Below are 16584 nucleotides of genomic sequence, written 5' to 3'. Positions count from 1 at the left end.
ACCCACCCTCCAAAGGTGGGTCTCCGCACTGACCGGGTCGTGATCGGTCATGCCAAGCCGAGACAGGCCCATGACCCTGGCGACGCTTCGCCTGGAACTGCGAGTCGCCAACTGCGAATCTCTTCGGGAGAAGCGACGACGAATGCAGGCGATCATGAGCAAGCTGCGCCAGCATTTTAATGTCTCGATCACCGAGGACGGCCGCATCGACGACCCCTCGTCCGCCTTATTAATTGTCGCCGTCGTCGGTCGGACCCGGCGCGACACACGCGAGACACTCGACCGTGTCGCCGATGCCGTGGCCGCCTATCCTCGAGCCGAGCTTCTGAGCCAGGTCATCACAGAGGTCTGACACTCCATGCCATCTCACCGCAGCCTGCGAATGGCCGAGGCGATCCGTGAGGTCGTTTCTTCGGCAATCCTTTTCGAGGTTGCGGACCCGCGCGTCAGTTCGGTCACCGTGATCAACGTCGAACTCTCGCGCGATCTCCGCAACGCCACGATTCTCGTCTCCATCATGGGCAGCCCGAGCGATCAGGATCGCTCCATGGCCGGCCTGAAGCATGCCTCCGGATTCATTCAGGCACGCGTCGCGGCACGGCTCCAGACCCGGTTCACGCCGGCCATCTTCTTCAAACGCGATGAAAGCGTGAAGAAGTCGATCGAAATCTCGCGCCTGATTGATACTGCGATCGCCTCGGACCGCAAACCCGAGTCCGATGAGCCGGAGACCGAAAACGAACCGGAACCGGAAGGCGATTCGGAAGCCGATCTCCCCTGATCGGAGACGTGGGGGAGTCCTGATCCCCTCGTGCCCCTCAGGATCCGCAAGACCCTCTTTTCCCATCCTTAATCGCGCACCGAAACGTATGCCATGGCTACACAAAGCAAAGCGCAATATCTGACCGACGTCCACACGATTCTAAAGAAGCGATACAAGCCGAAAGCCGAGTCGACTTCGGCTCGGCTCACGGTTCTCGAAGCGGTCGTGTTTGGAATCTGCCACGAAGATACGACTCGAGAGCAGGCCAACCTGGCCCTCGCACACTTCAAGGACGACTTCTTCGATTGGAACGAAGTCCGTGTGAGCTCGCTCGAAGAAATCCAAGGAGCGCTGGTCGGCCTCCCGAACTCGGATGATCGAGCCTACCGGATTCGGCGGTTCCTCCGACAACTCTTCGAGAAGACCTACGGCTTCACACTCGAGGCGTTGGCCAAGAAACCCCTTAAGGAATCGGTCAAGGTCCTTCAGGAGTATGAGGTTCTGACGTCGGACTACGTGATGGCCACCGTCGTCCAGATATCGCTCGGGGGACATGCGATCCCGGTCGACGAGTCCAGTCGTCGCGCCATGGAGCGGCTCGGCGTCGTGGATCCCGGAACCGACGCCGCATCCACCCGCGCACTCCTCGAACGCGCTGTTCCCAAGAACCGTGGCGTCGAATTCGCCGACCTCCTCGAAGAACTCGCCCACGATACGTGCGTCGAGGGAATCCCCGACTGCCCGCGTTGCGAACTCCGCAAGACTTGCCCGACCGCGCTGGTCCGCAAGGGGGAACCCGTCCCCTCCAAGTCGGCCGCCGCTGCGGCCCCCCTCGTCACCAAGCCCGCCAAGGACGAGACGAAAACCGTCAAGTCGACCGCGGCCAAATCCGCTCCGTCGGAGCCATCCCCCGAGGCTGACGCCACGTCGCCTAAGACGGCCAAGGGAAAGCCGGGGCGCCCGAAGTGAATCGGGGCGGTTCACCGTGCAAGGCCCACCCCAGTGGACAAAGAGGCGGTGAACCGGGGTCGGTCGCAAGCCGGCGCAGGCCTCATTGGGGGCGTTGATCGACGTTTCGCCCCGCCCCCGAGAGCGTTCGGGGGCTTGGCAGGCATCGTCTGACCGTGATAACATAACTGCCGTATAGAGCGGGTGTAGGGGAACGCGAAAGAGGGCTGGCCTTGAGACGTCTCGGCCCCTTTTTTCGACCCCGCTCCGAAGGGGGGCGAAGTGCTTCCCTGGTGACGGATGTGAGGCGGAGGAGGCTTCAACATGGTCTGGTCAATCCGTCCGCGAAGCTCAGGCCTTTCCTGCATTACCGTGGCACTCGGCTTCGTTGTGTGCGCGGCTTGGGCCGATTCACCGCTTGATCCGAAGCCACAACCCGCCGATGCCGCGGTAAATCTACCCAAGGGGGCAGCGCTTTACGGATTGCCCGGCGAAGATCCGCCCGAGGCCTTTGTCCCGCGCGTCCCGCGAACCGTGGAAGATCAGCGGCAGGTCGAAGCCCTTCGCGACTTCAGTACCGCGCGGGCTCTCGAAGATCAGCGGGCCTGGTCCGACGCCATCGCTCTGCTCGAAGCCGCCCTCAAACTCGAACCCGAGTCGGTCCCGGTCCTTCGTCGTCTCAGTCGACTCTGTTTCCTGTTCAAGCGGACCGACCAGGCACTGGGCTATAGCCGACGGGTGCTCGACGCAGACCCGGGCGACACCGATACGATCAGCCGACTCATCAATCATTACACACGCAACAACGACCTCATGGGCGCTGAGGCGATGTTGAAGAGCGTGCTGGACAATCCCAAGCTCGGTCCCCACGTCCCGGGGCGTTTGCTTGCGGAATATGAGCTTGGCAAGCTTGATACCAAGCTCGGGCGGACCAAGCAGGCCGCGGAGGCCTTCGCGAAACTTCTTGAAGAGCTCGACGAAAAGGAAGCCAACCGGCTCTCGTTCCGAGAGCAACTTCTCATTCTCGGCGATGAACCCGCGGATGCCTATCTCGAGTTCGGCAAAGTCTTCGACGACGCCAACCGCCTTGACCTGGCCATTCGGGCCTACGAACGCGGTCTCGTCTATAACCCCGATCACCCGCTGCTTCCGCTCAACCTCGCACAAGACCTTCTCAAGTCCGACAAAGGCGAGCAGGCGCTCCAACTCGTCGAACGCTTCCTGAGACGCCAACCCCAAGGAAGCGACGGCTACGAACTTCTCGCCAAGGTTCTCACCCAGCTCAAGCGAGAGGGGGAGATTACGCCAAAGCTCGAAGAAGCCGCCAAGCTCGACTCCAAGAATCTCTCGCTCCAGTACGCCCTGGCCGATCGCTACCGTGAGTCAGGTCAGGTCGAAAAAGCGGAAACCCTCTACAAGTCCCTCCTCGAGGCGCAGCCGACCCCGCAAGGCTATAGCGCACTGGCCACTTCGCTCTTAAAGCGAAAGAAAGCCGCGGAGCTGCTCAAGGTCTTTACCGAGGCTCGCAAGAAAGAGGGGGGATTCGAGGCGGTCACCCCTCAACTCAAGGCCGTGATTGCCGACCCCGGCTTTGCGGGTGAGGTCCTCGACGCGGGCAAGGCTCTGCTCTCCGCCGAGCCTCCCGGCATCGATCGCTCTTCGCTGGACATCCTCGCCGTAATTGCCAGCGAGGCGAACCTGCTCGACAAGCTCGTCCCGGTTCTCCGCCTGACCCTCAAACAAGATCCGAGTCCTCAACTATATCGAGAGATCGCGCACGCCCTCGAAGGCCTTCGCAAGTATGGCGAGGCGGGGGAAACCATCGAACAAATGATGGTGAAATATCCTGAAGAACGGAATGCGCGGACCCTCACCCAGCTCGGGGAATATCGCCGCCGGGCCGACAACTTCACAGGGGCGATCGAGAGCCTGCGTGAAGCCTTGAAACTCGAGCCGGTCAACCCCGAGGCCCAGTTCGTCCTGGGTTGGTCGCTCAGTATGGTCGGCAAGCTCGACGAGGCCATCGACCTGTTCAAGAGCGTGCTCAAAAATGATCCCTCGAACGGCCCGTTCAACCGTCTCTACGGGTCGATCTTGCTCCAAAACGGCAAGAACAACGAGGCGATTGCCCTCTACAAAGAACTCCTCGAGCACTATCCGAACAACGAAGAAATCATCGAGATCTCGCACTCGGGGCTCTCCGTCGCGTACGTCAACCTGGGCGACTTTGCCAAGGGTGAGGCGGAGCTCGAAATTCTCTTCCAACTCAATCCGGATGATCCGGGGGTCAACAACGACCTTGGCTACCTGTACGCCGACCAGGGAAAGAAGCTCGAGCAGGCTGAGGCGATGATTCGCAAGGCGCTCCAAGAAAAGCCCGATGAAGGTGCCTATCTCGACAGCCTGGGTTGGGTCCTCTACAAGCGAGGTAAAGCCAAGGAAGCCCTCGAACCTCTGGAGAAGGCCGTCAAGTTGCTCAGCAACGGCGGCGATGCCACGATCTTCGAACACCTGGGTGACGTCTACTTCCGGCTCCATGAGGTCGCAAAGGCCAAATCCGCCTGGGAGCAAGCCGAGAAATCGGCGGCCAAGGCAATTCCGACCGACAAGCGACTTCCGGAGATTCGCAAGAAGCTCGAGTCGCTTGGGAAGCTCGCACCGGTACTCAAGCCAGCATCGGACGACAGCCCCTAACACGTCGTTCCCGCTCTCCCCTAACCTGACTGAGTTCGGGGAGGCGGTCACTTGCTGAATCGCAATTGCAATCGCAGTCGACACTTGAACTGAAACTCGGGCGCATGCGAGGCACCCGTTCCGTCGCATGACTGGTCCCATTTCCGCGGGAGTTTCCAAGGATTATGGCAGGACATTCCCATTCGGCGAACATCGCGCACCGCAAGGGGACCGTTGACGCAAAACGTGGCAAGCTTTTCAGCAAGCTCTGTCGCGCGATTTTCGTAGCCGCCCGGAACGGTGGCGGCGATCCGGACATGAACCTGAAGCTCCGCTATGCGATCGACAAAGCACGCTCCTACAGTTGCCCCAAGGACAACATCGAGCGTTCGATCAAGAAGGGCATCGGGGAACTGGACGCCGAGAGCTACGAAGAGATCACCTACGAAGGGTATGGTCCCGGTGGCGTGGCGGTCATGTGCGAGGCGTTGACCGACAATCGGAATCGGACCGCCGGTGAACTCCGGAAGATCTTCGAGGTCTGCGGAGGCAACCTGGGGGCCTCCGGCTGCGTCAGCTACCTCTTCACGTACAAAGGCCTGTTCCTGATCGAGGCCAAGACGGTGGCCGAGGACCGACTCATGGAAGTCGTTCTTGAAGCCGGTGCCGACGACCTTCAGCGCGTCGAAGACTACTACGAGGTGACCTGCGATCCCAAGGTCTTCGATACCGTTCGCAAGGCACTCGAAGACCATAAGATCGCCACCGAGAGTGCGGAGACAAGCTACATCCCCAGCAACTCGATCGACCTCGACGTCGAGAATGGGAAGCGGATGCTCAGGCTTCGCGACAGCCTGGATGAAAGCGATGACATCCAGAACATCTACGCCAACGATAACATTCCGGAAGCCGCGATGGCTTGATCTTGATCAGGGCTCGATTCGCCGTTTTGCCACCCGAATCGCAGTTCAATTGTTCTCTTCTCGATAGGAAGATCGATGCCGACGACCCCCTTCGTCAAGTCCGAGCGGCTCCAGAAGCTCCCCCCCTACCTGTTCGCCGAGATTGACAAGAAGAAGAAGGCCGCCCTGGCCGCGGGAAGAGATGTGATCAACCTGGGAGTGGGCGACCCGGACCGGCCCACTCCCCCCACGATCATCAAGAGCCTACAGCATCACGTCGAGAACCCTGCTTTCCACCAGTATGCTCTCGACCAGGGTGCGCCCGAACTTCGCCAGTCGATCGCCAAATTCTGCAAGGCACGCTACGGCCTCGATCTCGACCCGAACAGTGAGATCCTGCCGCTGATCGGCTCGAAAGAGGGGATCGCCCACTTCCCCCTGGCCGTTCTCAACCCGGGCGACATCAGCCTCGTGCCCGACCCTTGCTATCCCGTCTATCGATCGAGCAGCATGTTCGCGGGCGCCGACGTCTACACGATGCCGCTGGAGCCCACTCACGGCTTCCGGCCGGACCTGGACTCGATTCCGACCGACGTCTTCAACCGCGCCCGCTTGATGTTCCTTAATTATCCGAACAACCCGACCGGCGGCACGGCCGATCTCCCCTTCTTCGAGAAGGTCGTCAACCTCGCCAAGACGCACGACCTGGTCATTGCCCAGGACGCCGCCTACAACGAGATGTACTTCGATCACCCGGCGCCAAGCATCCTTCAGATCCCCGGGGCGAAGGACGTGGCCGTCGAGTTCCATAGCCTCTCGAAAACCTTCAACATGACCGGTTGGCGCGTCGGCTTCGCCATCGGAGGCGCTCCGCAGATCGCGGCCTTGGGTCAGGTGAAGGCCAACTGTGACTCGGGCATCTTCACGGCGATCCAGTTCGCGGGTAAGACGGCCCTCGACGAGTACGAGACGATCACCCCCCCGATTCGCGCTCTCTACAAAGAACGGCGCGACGCCTTCCTCTCAAGCTTGAGGAAGATCGGTTGGGACGCGCCGACCCCCCAGGCCACCTTCTACGTCTGGATCCCCTGCCCCGCCGGCTACACCTCGACCGAGCTCTGCGCCCGCTTGCTCGACGAGGCCGACGTCGTGACGACTCCGGGTCTGGGCTTCGGCCGAACCGCCGACGGCTACATCCGCGCGGCGCTCACCGTCGAAACGCCCCGACTGATCGAGGCCGTGGAACGGATCGGCAAGCTCAAACTCTGAACCGAACGATAGTTTCATGACTCAGGCGCTGATCGGATTGGGGAGTAACCTCGGCGACCGCCGATCCAACCTCGAAAGCGCGATCAATGCGCTGGCCGCGACACCCGGCGTTGGAGTGCACGCGGTCAGCACGTTTCATGAAACCAAGCCGGTCGGCGGCCCTGAAGGACAAGGCGCCTTCCTCAACGCGGCCGCCGCCCTCGAGACTGAACTGGGTGCGGAGCCACTTCTCGATCTTTTGAACGCCGTCGAGGCCCGAGCCAAGAGAGTCCGCGCCGTCCGTTGGGGGGCGCGGACACTCGACCTCGACCTTCTCCTCTACGGCAGCCAGATCATTCAGACCTCTCGCCTCATGGTCCCGCACCCGAGAATGGCGCTCCGGCGGTTCGTCCTGGCCCCCCTGAATGAGGTCGCCACCAGCGCGATCGATCCGATGACCGTCCGATCGATTGGTCACCTCCTGGCGAACCTCGACCGCAGGCCAAGCTATCTCGCCTTACATGGCATCGCTAGCCCGCTTAAAGAAGCCGTCTTCCACCAAGTCGCTGCCAAGCTTGGTGGGGCTCGGTGTTCATTCGCAGACTTACCGGCCCCGCTGGATCCCGTCGCCGACCGTGTCGAGCAAGCTCTTATTTCCGTGAACGCAATGGCTGGTGCCTCGAAAGACGGCTGGATAGTGACCGACTTCTCCCCCCATTTGCTGTGCCCTTCGGCATCATTGGATCGTTGCTATCCGCCGACCTTTGCGTTGATCTTGAAGCAGGGTCTGGACGATGATTCCCTTGCCGACCAGTCGGGCGTCCCGCACCTCCTCATCGACTCGTGCGATCCCGATCAGGTCGTCGCGGAGGCCCTCGCTGCCTGTGCAGCGACCCGCTCCTGAGGAAGCCGGTAGGCTCCCGTTGCCCCGATGGAACACGGATCCTTATAATCCGTTGATCCCCATTTCCTTAGGTTGAACCGAGGCGATCGACGATGGCCAAGAGCGGCGGCGGCAAGAATGCATCCAAGAGTGACGCCGACGAAAATGCAATCAAGATCGTCGCCCGGAACCGTCGGGCCCGCTTCGAGTTCGAGTTACTCGATAAAGTCGAGGCGGGGATCGTCCTGACCGGCACCGAGGTCAAGAGCCTCCGCAACGGCAAAGCCAGCCTGGAAGAGTCGTACGCCGGCATCAGCGGCGATGAAGTTTGGCTCTATGGGTGCGACATCCCGGAGTACCTCCAGGCCAACCGGATGAATCACAAGCCCAAGCGTCCGAGGAAGCTCCTCCTGCATCGCACGGAGATCGACAAGCTCCTCGCCAAGGCGTCTGAACGAGGGCTCACCATCGTCCCTCTGATGATCTATTTCAAAAAGGGGATGGCGAAGGTCGAGATCAGCGTCGCCCGCGGGCGCAAGCTCTACGACAAGCGCGAAGCCCTTAAAAACAAGGATGCGAAGCGTGACATCGACCGCGCCGTCCGGGGCCGCGGCCGAGATTAATGACAACCGACTTGACCTGTCGCCTCTAGACCCGATAATTGAGGTAGCTGGGACACGAGTTCCAGTGTTCTTTGACAAGCCGGGGGCGAACTAGGATCGACCGGATTGCTGAAGTGACAGGTGGCGTGTCGAGGTTGGTCAGCGGGCCTCGTAAAAAGCAGACCAAAATTTAGTTGCCGAGAGGACACCCTCTCTCCGTATGGCTGCCTGAACGAAGGCAGAAACGGCTTCGCGACGGGCCTTTTGCCCGTGAGTTCCGTCCGAAGACGCCAAAGCGGGCTCGTCCAAGCTTAACCGCCTGTTGCGGCTTGGGTTAAATTCATGATGGGATAAGCCGAAAGGGACCCTGTTGCTCGGGGCTTCTAGGCCGACAATTAAATGAGCGACTACACACGTAGAGGCCGTCACAGATGGATCTCGGGACGCGGGTGCAATTCCCGCCGCCTCCACTTTCAGGCCACTTGCGATTGCTCGCAGGTGGCCTTTTTTCATTGAGTTTGCGGCCAATAAATATTGGTGAGCGGTACAGACAGAGATTTACTATTCCATACAAGAATGGACTATCCAGCTCATTAAACCAAGACAATCAATCATAAACGAACACATCTAGCAAATTCGCTATATGGCGACTCAAAACATCTTATTGTTTTCACTCAATTGCCGGATTACGTTGATTTACGACGCTTCAAAGACTAGCTGATGCCGGGCCAAGCTTGATTCGACGCCACAAAAACACATCATTACAACAACACACGCATGCAACATCTGAAACGCATGCGGATCGTACTTTGTCCATCTTACCCTATCGACGTCCGATATTAGGAATGTCCCCAATAGTTCCCTAAGAAGCTCTGCCAAAACCTCAGTTCGCCCGCCATTGGAGTGCTGAGTTTCCAGGGTTTATTGACGTTCTACGGGCGCATCGAGGAAGGTTCTGAGTTTCTTTACGGTGGCAAAATGCCTGATATTCTCAGGGAAGACGACGTTCAGGAGTACGAAACAGGGGCCTCCCACCCTGTTTTTTAGGGGTTTTCGAGGTTTTGGCAGAGCTTCTAAGAACCGGATGACGTTCGCAACGGGCGAGGAAGCCCAGGAAGCCGAGTACCTAAGTGGAACTGACTGAATCACCTACAAATCTGACGCTTACCCAGGTCGTCGAGTACCGTCATGACTTCGGCGGCGAATGTCGTGTCGCAATTCGCGATTCAACTGTGGATCAACGTGGACAGTCGGCTTCGGGAAGAAGGCGCGACGTCAGTTCTGCGCTTATCTGTCCCTCGAATGATGATGGCCAGCGTTCCGGATCATTCGTCGAATGCGGAACCCATTGCCTGTGAACTACCGAGGCAACCCCAGGCAAACCCGGAAGCCGTCCCTCGAATCCGAATAGGTTGGGGATTGAATTCCCAATCGGACGGCGCATCGGGCATTTCCCGGGACGTCGTAAAAGTTACCGCCACGACAGACTGGCCTGGAAACCGTGCGCTTTACCGGGTCTTCGTAATGGACCTCTTCGTGGCCCCCCTGGGGATCAAAGTGGTCGATGGCAAATTCCCAGACGCCACCGCACATGTCAGCAAGGCCAAATCCATTTCGTCCCCGGTCACCGTAGTGATCGACGGGGGAAACCATCGCGTAACCGTCGCTCCAGGGAAGTTTCGCGCCGGTCCAGACATAGTCTTTGCCAGGCAGGAAATCGATCCCCGAAATATTCAATCTTCCGTGGGCATCTTCCAGGTTATTTCCCCACCAGAAATAATGACTTTCCTGGCTTCCCCCACGACAGGCATACTCCCACTCGGCTTCCGTCGGAAGCCGGTAGATCAGACCTTCTGGCAGCTTGCCTGCGGCTCGTTCCTTATCCGTCAGCCAGACACAGAACGCCTTCATGTCGTTGTAGCTGACGCAGACGACCGGGAAATCGTCCTGTTGCTCGACTCCATGATTGGGATCCTTCCAGCTCTTGTCTGCCATGTGGACCCAGGGATGAGGAGGTTTTCCGGAGTCGCTGACATTCGGTTTCCAGTCATGGTCGAAAACCATCGTCGGGTTGCCGGGCTTCTCCGCATCGCTCACATAGCCCGTTTCTTTCACAAAACTGCGAAACTGGCCAATGGTGACCTCCGTTCGCCCCATCCAGAAGCCGTCCTTCACTCGCATCCGACGGGGCTCTCCTTCGTAGCCCTCGCGAATGCCTCCTCCCGATGAAAACAAGGCACCCCCATCCTGCCCGACAGCCCATTGCTTCTCTTCTGCCGTGCTTCCCATCAGAAATTCACCGGGCGGGATGTAAACCACTTCCAGCTTAACCTCGTGCCCCAGGTCGGCCTGCTTCGTGGCCCCTTTTACCGGTTCCGCAGCCTGACTCCTGTCTGGAACAATACCGGGCATCGCGAAGATGGCCCAGACAACAATCGCCTTCACAACGTCCCGACCACGGTGAATTTTCGACATTCTCATGAGGCCGCCGACCCTGTTGGTGAACGAACAACTCGGGAAATTTACCCTGACCGACACTGCACGATCTGACCTTGAGCCAGGTCGTTCGCCATCCTAACAGCGTTGGATGGCATGATCAAAACGATTCCGCGGGAGAGAAATTCAAGGAGCGGGCGGTGGTGGCGAAGAAGTGAGTCGCCACCCCTCCGCCGCGTGCCGGTCTTTCAGGGCTTGGTCACGGCGGGCGTAGGCGGCGTCGATCCGGTGGGCATGAGCCGGGTTGACGCCGTCGTGGCTCAGAACGAACCGCAGGTAGGCGAGCGAGCGGTCGTACTCAGCGCGGGCGTATTCGAGATCGGGGATGAAGGCGGGGTGGCGGAGCTGGCCGGGCGGATCAAGGCGCTGCGGGCCGAGAATACCGTGGAGGTGGAGCCGGTGCGGGCCGACCGGAAGGCGGCTACGGCGGAAAAGCCGGTGACGGCGCGGATTCTGGAACGCATGCGGGAGGTTCCTCCGGAGGAACCTGTTGCTTTGGAGGAACCCGAGAAACCGGAGGTGATCGAGGTGAAGAAGCCGGTCGTCATGCCCGCCATGGATCAGGAGTTTGCGCCGAGCCATGCGAAGCGGGTGGTGCAGCGGCGGCAGGACGGCGCGGGGCAGATGCGGCTGTTTTAGAGATTCTGCGGCGGGGGAATCAGCTTGATCTCCTCGGCCACCAAGTCAGTCGCCTGCCTTACGGCCTGGAACGTCGCATGGAGCGCCCCGTGGTCGTGCGTCAGGCCGAGCGATTTCAGGCCCTCGGTAGCCTCCACCCGCTCGCGTTCGACGTTCAATGCTCCGCCGCGCTCCATGTTGCAGTAGACGGCGAGCCGGATCAGGGCGGGGAGCAGCTCGGCCAGAGGAGGGATCGGTTTGCCGTAGAAGAGGCGGGTCAGCTTTTCGGAAGGTTGGGGTTCGCGGTCGCGGAGGTCGAACAGGCCCGACCGGTGCAGGACGTATTCGGGGTTGCCGGGAATGGTGAAGAATATGGACATTGGCTGGCTTTACTGGCGGCCTCTCGCCCTAGCCCGGACCTGCACGCGTTGTCGGATCGAGTTGTAGAGCTGCTCATGGTCCGCGACCAAGGTTACGGCGAGACCGAAATTTTGATGGGTAATGGAAGCCGGAGCCCATGTCCTTAGTGCTCGGACTACCAGGTAGTAGGTGTCTCCGTATTCTTGCCGTCGGCTCATCGTCCATTCCGAACGATGCAGCGTGCTGGTGGCGAGCTCGGTGCTCGACGGCTTCAGGTCGCACTTCTGGGCGCCTTGGATCGCCGTCACCGGATTGTCCTTTTCCTCCGCCGGGATCGGCTTGTTCGCCGCGATGATGTGTTCGACCGAGACGCCCCGGTACAGGGCGGTTTGCATGGCGACCCCGAGATATTTCGCCCGTCGTCGGCGCACGGGAGGGTCGAAGGCCAGCGAGACGATGATCCGTTTCTTCCCGGGGGAAGCGAGGAACTCCTCCGTGATCGGCACTTGGTAGATGTAGAAATCGTCGACCTTGATCTCGGAGGAAGCGATGAGCGTAACGCGGCGATTCCCGGAATGCATCGCCAGGTCGAGATCGGGCACCCCGTATCCGCAAACCCGGCGGACGAACTTCTCACCCTTCCTCGACGTGATCAGGTCGCGGGTCGGCTGCGGGACGTTCGCTGAGTTGGCCATCAAGGCCCGGATCAAATTCGGGTGGGGGTCGGCCGCGAGCATCTCCTTGAGGCGGTGCCAGATCATCGCCGCCGTCCTGGCGACTTTCGGCGCGGCGAAGCTGGTGCCGACGTCGGAAGCGAAGAGCACCCTCAGCGGATTGGCGCTGAACGAAAGCACCCCGTAGCCGAATGAGCTGCTGATCTCGTGATTCAGCACGCCGGCCCCGCGAAGTGCCGAATTCCCGCCGTGTTCAACGAAGTCGGGCTTGAAGGACTCATTGATGCCGGGGCCGATGCGAGTCGAAGGCGTGGGCTCGTGCCGACGCGCGACCGGTCGGTCGATCGATTCCGTGTGGTCCTCTCCCTCCCACTGCTCCGGCGCCTCGTGCTCGGCGATCCCGCCGACGGTCACCGCTATCGCGGCGGTCGCCGGGTCGCTGAGGGAGGCCCCTTCATGGAAGAGAAATTCGGGATAGCTTTGGATCACCCGCTCGGCTTCGTCCGAGTCTGCGGCCTCGTCCAGCTTGTGGTTGCCCGCGGCGAGGACGATCAGGACCTGAAGCTCGCGAGCCAGCGTGTCCAGGTCCTCGGCCCAGCGCGACTGGCGTCCGCCATTTTCGAAATCCGCCGGCAGGCCGCTGCCGATGGAGAGGTTGAACACGCGGCAATTGTATGGCGGCGCCGCGAATCGCTCGATCGCGGTCCTCACCTGCGGTTATGGGGAATGTCGCGTTCCGCCAGAAATGGTCAGTGAGCGAGTTGACAGTTTGAATGGATTGGGAGGCCCTGCCGTGGTTTGATGACATTCCGACCAAGGTAGTCATCATCACGGAAGGACCTCCCATGATCAACTTATCGCCTCGCGTCTGGATCCTCAACGCCGCCGCCGTCTTTTCTGGTCAGCACGGGGCCGTCACGCAACAAGCCGAACAGGCCGGCTGCAGCCGCGAGACCGTCTACGAGCACTCCCGCAAGGTCGAGCAGCGGCTCGCGGGCGAACCTACATCCGAGGACGTCGTCGAACTCCGTGAGGAGAATCAACGGCTCCGCGAGCGGATCGCCGAACTGAAACGCGAGGCCCAAGGCCGGATCCTCTTGAACAAGGCCAAACAACGCCAACTCACCACGGTCGCCTTCGCCATCGGGGTCAGCCTCCGCCAGGTCGAAGACCTGCTCGGCGTGCTCCTGGCCCCGGAGCAAGTCCCCGACCATTCGACCCTGGGGCGTTGGGTCCAGGACGCGGCCCGGCAAGCCGGCCAGGTGCTCAAGGCCCTCGACCCGGCGTGTGCGGCTCAGGTCCAGACCCTCGCGCTGGACGAGATCTTTTTTGGGGGCGGCCGACCTTGGTCGGGATCGAGCCGGCGAGCATGGCTGCCGTCTTTTGCCGGAACGCCAAGGACCGATCGGCCGCGACCTGGAAGACACAGTTGGAGCCATTCTCAGGTCTGGAATTCGCCGTCTCCAACGCCGCCAAGGGGATCGGCTCGGCGGTGACGCAACTGGCAAAGGGGCGTGCGATCGACTCGTCAGCCCCGGCCCTGACGCACGGTCTGGACGTCTTCCACACCACGATGGAGGCGAAACGGGTTCTCGCTCGACACTGGCGTGGCGCCGAGGCGGCGTGGGAACTGGCCGAGGCCGCCGCCGCCAAGGTCGCCGCCGCGAAACAACAAGGCATCGACGCCCGAGCCGCCGCGGCGGCCGCGCGGGCATCGTGGGCCCGCGCGATCGAGCGGTTCGACCAGGTCCAGCGGTTGGAGTCGGCCTGGGACCGGGTGCATGCGGCGCTCGACCTGTTCACCCCCGACGGTCGGCTCAACAATCGCGCCGGAGCCGCCTCCGAAATTGCCGAGGGGGTGAAGGACCTGACCGGCCCTGACTGGTCGAAGGTCCGCAATTTCTTGAACGACCCGCGGAGTCTGGCGTTCCTCGACCGGATGCAGGACCGCCTGAAGACTGCGGAGCCGGAGCCGCAATGGCGCGAGGCGCTGGCCTGGCGTTGGTGGCTATGGCACCGCCGACAGAAGGCCTCGGACTCAGCGACGGAACTGGTCCGCGCGGTGGGTCGGCACGGGACCTTGAGCGAACCGTCGCGAGCCGGTTACGCCCGTATCGCGGTGGTCTTGGAGGAGACGTTCCGAGCGAGCAGCGCGGTCGAGTGCATGACCAGCGTACTGCGGATGCACCAGTCGCGCCACCGCCGGATGACCCAGCCGATGCTCGACCTGAAGCGTCTGTACTGGAACACCCACCCGTTCCGCTCGGGCCCGAGAAAGGACGTCTGCCCGTACCAGCGGCTCGGCCTGAGACTGCCCAGTTACGACTTCTGGGAGTTACTCAAGTCCGATCCAAAGGAGTTGACGCAAAAACTGTCAACCACTGGAAATACGGAATGAGACAATCCCTCCGCGAGCTCGGGCGCACGCGTCGCCCAAGCGGTATCAGTCGCGATCATGTGTTCTCCAAGGTGGTGAACCCCAGGTGTCTCTTGCCTCCGCGAGCGCGGGGTCATTGAGCCACGCCGGCCCGTCGATCTCGGGGTCCCAGTTGTTAACCTCCGGCCCCAGGGCTCCCTCGCCGGGGAATGTCGTCGCTGTCACTTCGCTTCTTGGTCGCCGCGTTTCACGGCCGTCAGTCGGTCGAAAAAGTCCGCCAGTCCCTCGGCCGTTACGCAGGGGGTTTCCCCTACCCAGACGGTCTCGAGGATCACCCCGCGAAGCCCCACGGTGGCCCAGCGCCGGATGGTGTCTTCGCTCTTCGGGGCCGGCAATCGCCGACCGGCTTCGCCGTAGGTCAGGTACGCAAGCAAGGTCATTGCTCCTTTCGGTATAGAGTTCCCTTACCCATATGATCGTTCGAAGGGAGCATTCATTCAGTATTTAGTCGCATTTTTCCGAAAAACCCTCTTCTGTTCCGCAAGTTTTTGTGTTCATTATTTGAACGAATTTTCACGCTTTCATTGCATCAACGTTAGCTCAAGCCAATATTTCCTCGTTCACGAGCATGGCTCACATAAAACCGTGAGCCTTGTCTCTTTGCTCCCACGGGCCTTCCATGTCCATCGACAGTGGTGTAGACTGAAGTCTCCCGATCCAATTGATGGGTGCGCAACCACGATGCCGAAGCCCGAGACGCCGCGCGACAGCAGATCGACGCCGCCCTGGAGAAAGCCGGCTGGAGCATCCAGGACGCGAACGCAGTTGGGATCATCGAGGCTTAGGATGCCGGAACAACCCTGGCGAGTTCGCGCAGTGCGCAACGCCTGGCACCTGGGTCAAGGTCCAGGGGGACTCGGCGATCGAAGTGTGTGAGGGAGTTGCGCAGTCGGGTGGGGCTTACCTGATCCTGTCGGACGACTTTGTCGCGGTCCTGGAGCGTTCGGTCAAGGTCGGCATAGCCGTCCAGCTCGACTGAGGGGGCGGGGGGTATATTTGATCCTCCCACCGGCGGGGACCCTGATCCATGGGTCCCCTGCCCCGTTCGGTGGATATTCATCGCGGGATCAATGGTGTTGGTAACAGAAGCCGCCCCCTGCGACCCGCCGCTTGCAGGGGGTACCATCCAGCGTGGGGGCACCACAGAGTCCTACCGATTTGGCTCGCATCATGTCCGCGAGCTGGGCTTCGGTGATGGGCGACTCTTTCGGGACTGGTTTGGATTTCTGGTGATCATCTTTGCGATTCTCGGCAGCCCTCGAAGGCTGTTGGCCGAACTGGAAAGGTCCTGAAAGTCGCTTCCTCGGAAACGGAGAGACCATACCGACAAACACCCAGCCTTCTTTCCCCTTGTGAACTCCACCGGTCATCAAGACTTGTACCGGATAGTTGGGGGCCTCTTCGGTCGCAAGATCCCTCCGAGGGTTCAAGACCGTGATTGGGGTGTTGAGCAAGGTGAGCCAGACAGCCTTCTCCTTCTCGAGTTGCTTGTAGAGCATCTCGACTTTGCTCGGTGGGGCGGGGGTGTCGTCCGCGACCGCACCACCGAAACCCAAGTCGGACGGGATCGCCTGAATACGACTGAGGGTGGCGAGATCCTTGCACACGTAAGTCACTGACGGGAGATTAAGGTTGTAGACGAGCTGCGGAGCCAAGAAGGCCTCCTCAGCGATGTCTGGGTCGTAGAATTGCGGGGTCATCTTGAACACATGTTTCCCCTCCTCACTGGCCTTCCTCCGGCGGGTGAACTCCTCAGGGGTCACAATAGATCGCAGGGATAACCAACCGATGGCGCCTTTCTTCGGGCCCTCGAGGACCTTGACTCGCACGACCTCGCTGTACATGGGACCCTTTAGTCGGAATCTGGCGATCGGCAGAGCAGCGGTGCCAGAGGGGACCGCGATCCAAGCCCCCCGCTCCCGAGCAGCTTCGATCGTTTCCATATCTTCTTTATGGAAAGCCTCGTCTAACATGCGGCGG

The 16584-nt window shown here is 60.8% G+C and carries 15 protein-coding genes and 1 other RNA gene; 11 read left to right on the top strand and 5 right to left on the bottom strand.

The genetic code is table 11. The annotated features are described in order from the left end of the window. Window positions 1–70: 70 nt before the first annotated feature. The 9 genes from V5E97_RS15595 (at window position 71) to ssrA (ending at window position 8492) form a co-directional block, all read left to right on the top strand. Window positions 71–352: a DUF503 domain-containing protein gene (locus V5E97_RS15595; protein ID WP_406700228.1), complete on the top strand. Its 282-nt coding sequence runs from the start codon at window positions 71–73 to the stop codon at window positions 350–352. A 6-nt stretch (window positions 353–358) separates the two neighbouring features. Then, window positions 359–781, top strand: a complete 423-nt coding sequence (gene rbfA, locus V5E97_RS15590) for a 30S ribosome-binding factor RbfA (protein ID WP_406700227.1) — start codon at window positions 359–361, stop codon at window positions 779–781. Window positions 782–874: 93 nt separating this feature from the next. Beyond that, entirely contained in the window at window positions 875–1732 is an 858-nt protein-coding gene (locus V5E97_RS15585; protein WP_406700226.1) for an endonuclease III domain-containing protein, read from the top strand. Between the two features lie 303 nt (window positions 1733–2035). Continuing rightward, window positions 2036–4405: a tetratricopeptide repeat protein gene (locus V5E97_RS15580; RefSeq protein ID WP_406700225.1), complete on the top strand. Its 2370-nt coding sequence runs from the start codon at window positions 2036–2038 to the stop codon at window positions 4403–4405. 164 nt (window positions 4406–4569) lie between these two features. After that, window positions 4570–5307, top strand: a complete 738-nt coding sequence (locus tag V5E97_RS15575) for a YebC/PmpR family DNA-binding transcriptional regulator (protein ID WP_406700224.1) — start codon at window positions 4570–4572, stop codon at window positions 5305–5307. Window positions 5308–5382: 75 nt separating this feature from the next. Then, on the top strand, window positions 5383–6555 hold the full coding sequence (locus V5E97_RS15570; protein WP_406700223.1) for an LL-diaminopimelate aminotransferase: 1173 nt from the start codon (window positions 5383–5385) through the stop codon (window positions 6553–6555). Between the two features lie 16 nt (window positions 6556–6571). After that, a complete protein-coding gene (gene folK / locus V5E97_RS15565; protein ID WP_406700222.1) occupies window positions 6572–7438 on the top strand; it encodes a 2-amino-4-hydroxy-6-hydroxymethyldihydropteridine diphosphokinase in 867 nt (288 codons plus the stop codon). A gap of 92 nt (window positions 7439–7530) precedes the next feature. Next, complete coding sequence (gene smpB, locus V5E97_RS15560) at window positions 7531–8040, top strand: SsrA-binding protein SmpB (protein WP_406700221.1); 510 nt, start codon at window positions 7531–7533, stop codon at window positions 8038–8040. A gap of 81 nt (window positions 8041–8121) precedes the next feature. Next, window positions 8122–8492, top strand: a transfer-messenger RNA (tmRNA) gene (gene ssrA / locus V5E97_RS15555). Between the two features lie 886 nt (window positions 8493–9378). On the opposite strand, the gene V5E97_RS15550 is transcribed toward ssrA, so the two are convergent. After that, on the bottom strand, window positions 9379–10500 hold the full coding sequence (locus V5E97_RS15550; RefSeq protein ID WP_406700220.1) for a formylglycine-generating enzyme family protein: 1122 nt from the start codon (window positions 10498–10500) through the stop codon (window positions 9379–9381). A 249-nt stretch (window positions 10501–10749) separates the two neighbouring features. Between V5E97_RS15550 and V5E97_RS15545 the strand changes: the two genes are divergently transcribed. Further along, window positions 10750–11154, top strand: a complete 405-nt coding sequence (locus tag V5E97_RS15545) for a hypothetical protein (protein WP_406700219.1) — start codon at window positions 10750–10752, stop codon at window positions 11152–11154. On the opposite strand, the gene V5E97_RS15540 is transcribed toward V5E97_RS15545, so the two are convergent. After that, window positions 11151–11513 (bottom strand): hypothetical protein, encoded by a 363-nt coding sequence (locus V5E97_RS15540; RefSeq protein WP_406700218.1) that lies wholly within the window; start codon window positions 11511–11513, stop codon window positions 11151–11153. The genes V5E97_RS15545 and V5E97_RS15540 overlap by 4 nt on opposite strands. Window positions 11514–11522: 9 nt before the next feature. Beyond that, on the bottom strand, window positions 11523–12830 hold the full coding sequence (locus tag V5E97_RS15535) for a S8 family serine peptidase (protein ID WP_406700217.1): 1308 nt from the start codon (window positions 12828–12830) through the stop codon (window positions 11523–11525). Window positions 12831–13536: 706 nt separating this feature from the next. Here V5E97_RS15535 and V5E97_RS15530 point away from each other — a divergent pair. Then, on the top strand, window positions 13537–14565 hold the full coding sequence (locus V5E97_RS15530) for a hypothetical protein (RefSeq protein WP_406700216.1): 1029 nt from the start codon (window positions 13537–13539) through the stop codon (window positions 14563–14565). Between the two features lie 200 nt (window positions 14566–14765). On the opposite strand, the gene V5E97_RS15525 is transcribed toward V5E97_RS15530, so the two are convergent. Next, window positions 14766–14984 (bottom strand): hypothetical protein, encoded by a 219-nt coding sequence (locus V5E97_RS15525; RefSeq protein WP_406700215.1) that lies wholly within the window; start codon window positions 14982–14984, stop codon window positions 14766–14768. A gap of 687 nt (window positions 14985–15671) precedes the next feature. Beyond that, window positions 15672–16304 (bottom strand): hypothetical protein, encoded by a 633-nt coding sequence (locus V5E97_RS15520; protein ID WP_406701164.1) that lies wholly within the window; start codon window positions 16302–16304, stop codon window positions 15672–15674. Window positions 16305–16584 lie beyond the last annotated feature (280 nt).

This window comes from Singulisphaera photorubra (assembly GCF_045290345.1).
Lineage (GTDB): Bacteria > Planctomycetota > Planctomycetia > Isosphaerales > Isosphaeraceae > Singulisphaera.
This window is presented reverse-complemented; position numbering and strand designations above follow the sequence as displayed.

Excerpts from the sequence above, each read along its gene's own strand:
- smpB (WP_406700221.1), top strand. The coding sequence starts at position 7,531 with ATGGCCAAGAGCGGCGGCGGCAAGAATGCATCCAAGAGTGACGCCGAC.
- folK (WP_406700222.1), top strand. The coding sequence starts at position 6,572 with ATGACTCAGGCGCTGATCGGATTGGGGAGTAACCTCGGCGACCGCCGA.
- V5E97_RS15570 (WP_406700223.1), top strand. The coding sequence starts at position 5,383 with ATGCCGACGACCCCCTTCGTCAAGTCCGAGCGGCTCCAGAAGCTCCCC.
- V5E97_RS15580 (WP_406700225.1), top strand. The coding sequence starts at position 2,036 with ATGGTCTGGTCAATCCGTCCGCGAAGCTCAGGCCTTTCCTGCATTACC.
- V5E97_RS15585 (WP_406700226.1), top strand. The coding sequence starts at position 875 with ATGGCTACACAAAGCAAAGCGCAATATCTGACCGACGTCCACACGATT.
- V5E97_RS15545 (WP_406700219.1), top strand. The coding sequence starts at position 10,750 with ATGAGCCGGGTTGACGCCGTCGTGGCTCAGAACGAACCGCAGGTAGGC.
- V5E97_RS15525 (WP_406700215.1), bottom strand. The coding sequence starts at position 14,984 with ATGACCTTGCTTGCGTACCTGACCTACGGCGAAGCCGGTCGGCGATTG.
- V5E97_RS15530 (WP_406700216.1), top strand. The coding sequence starts at position 13,537 with ATGGCTGCCGTCTTTTGCCGGAACGCCAAGGACCGATCGGCCGCGACC.
- V5E97_RS15520 (WP_406701164.1), bottom strand. The coding sequence starts at position 16,304 with ATGACCCCGCAATTCTACGACCCAGACATCGCTGAGGAGGCCTTCTTG.
- rbfA (WP_406700227.1), top strand. The coding sequence starts at position 359 with ATGCCATCTCACCGCAGCCTGCGAATGGCCGAGGCGATCCGTGAGGTC.
- V5E97_RS15540 (WP_406700218.1), bottom strand. The coding sequence starts at position 11,513 with ATGTCCATATTCTTCACCATTCCCGGCAACCCCGAATACGTCCTGCAC.
- V5E97_RS15595 (WP_406700228.1), top strand. The coding sequence starts at position 71 with ATGACCCTGGCGACGCTTCGCCTGGAACTGCGAGTCGCCAACTGCGAA.
- V5E97_RS15550 (WP_406700220.1), bottom strand. The coding sequence starts at position 10,500 with ATGAGAATGTCGAAAATTCACCGTGGTCGGGACGTTGTGAAGGCGATT.
- V5E97_RS15575 (WP_406700224.1), top strand. The coding sequence starts at position 4,570 with ATGGCAGGACATTCCCATTCGGCGAACATCGCGCACCGCAAGGGGACC.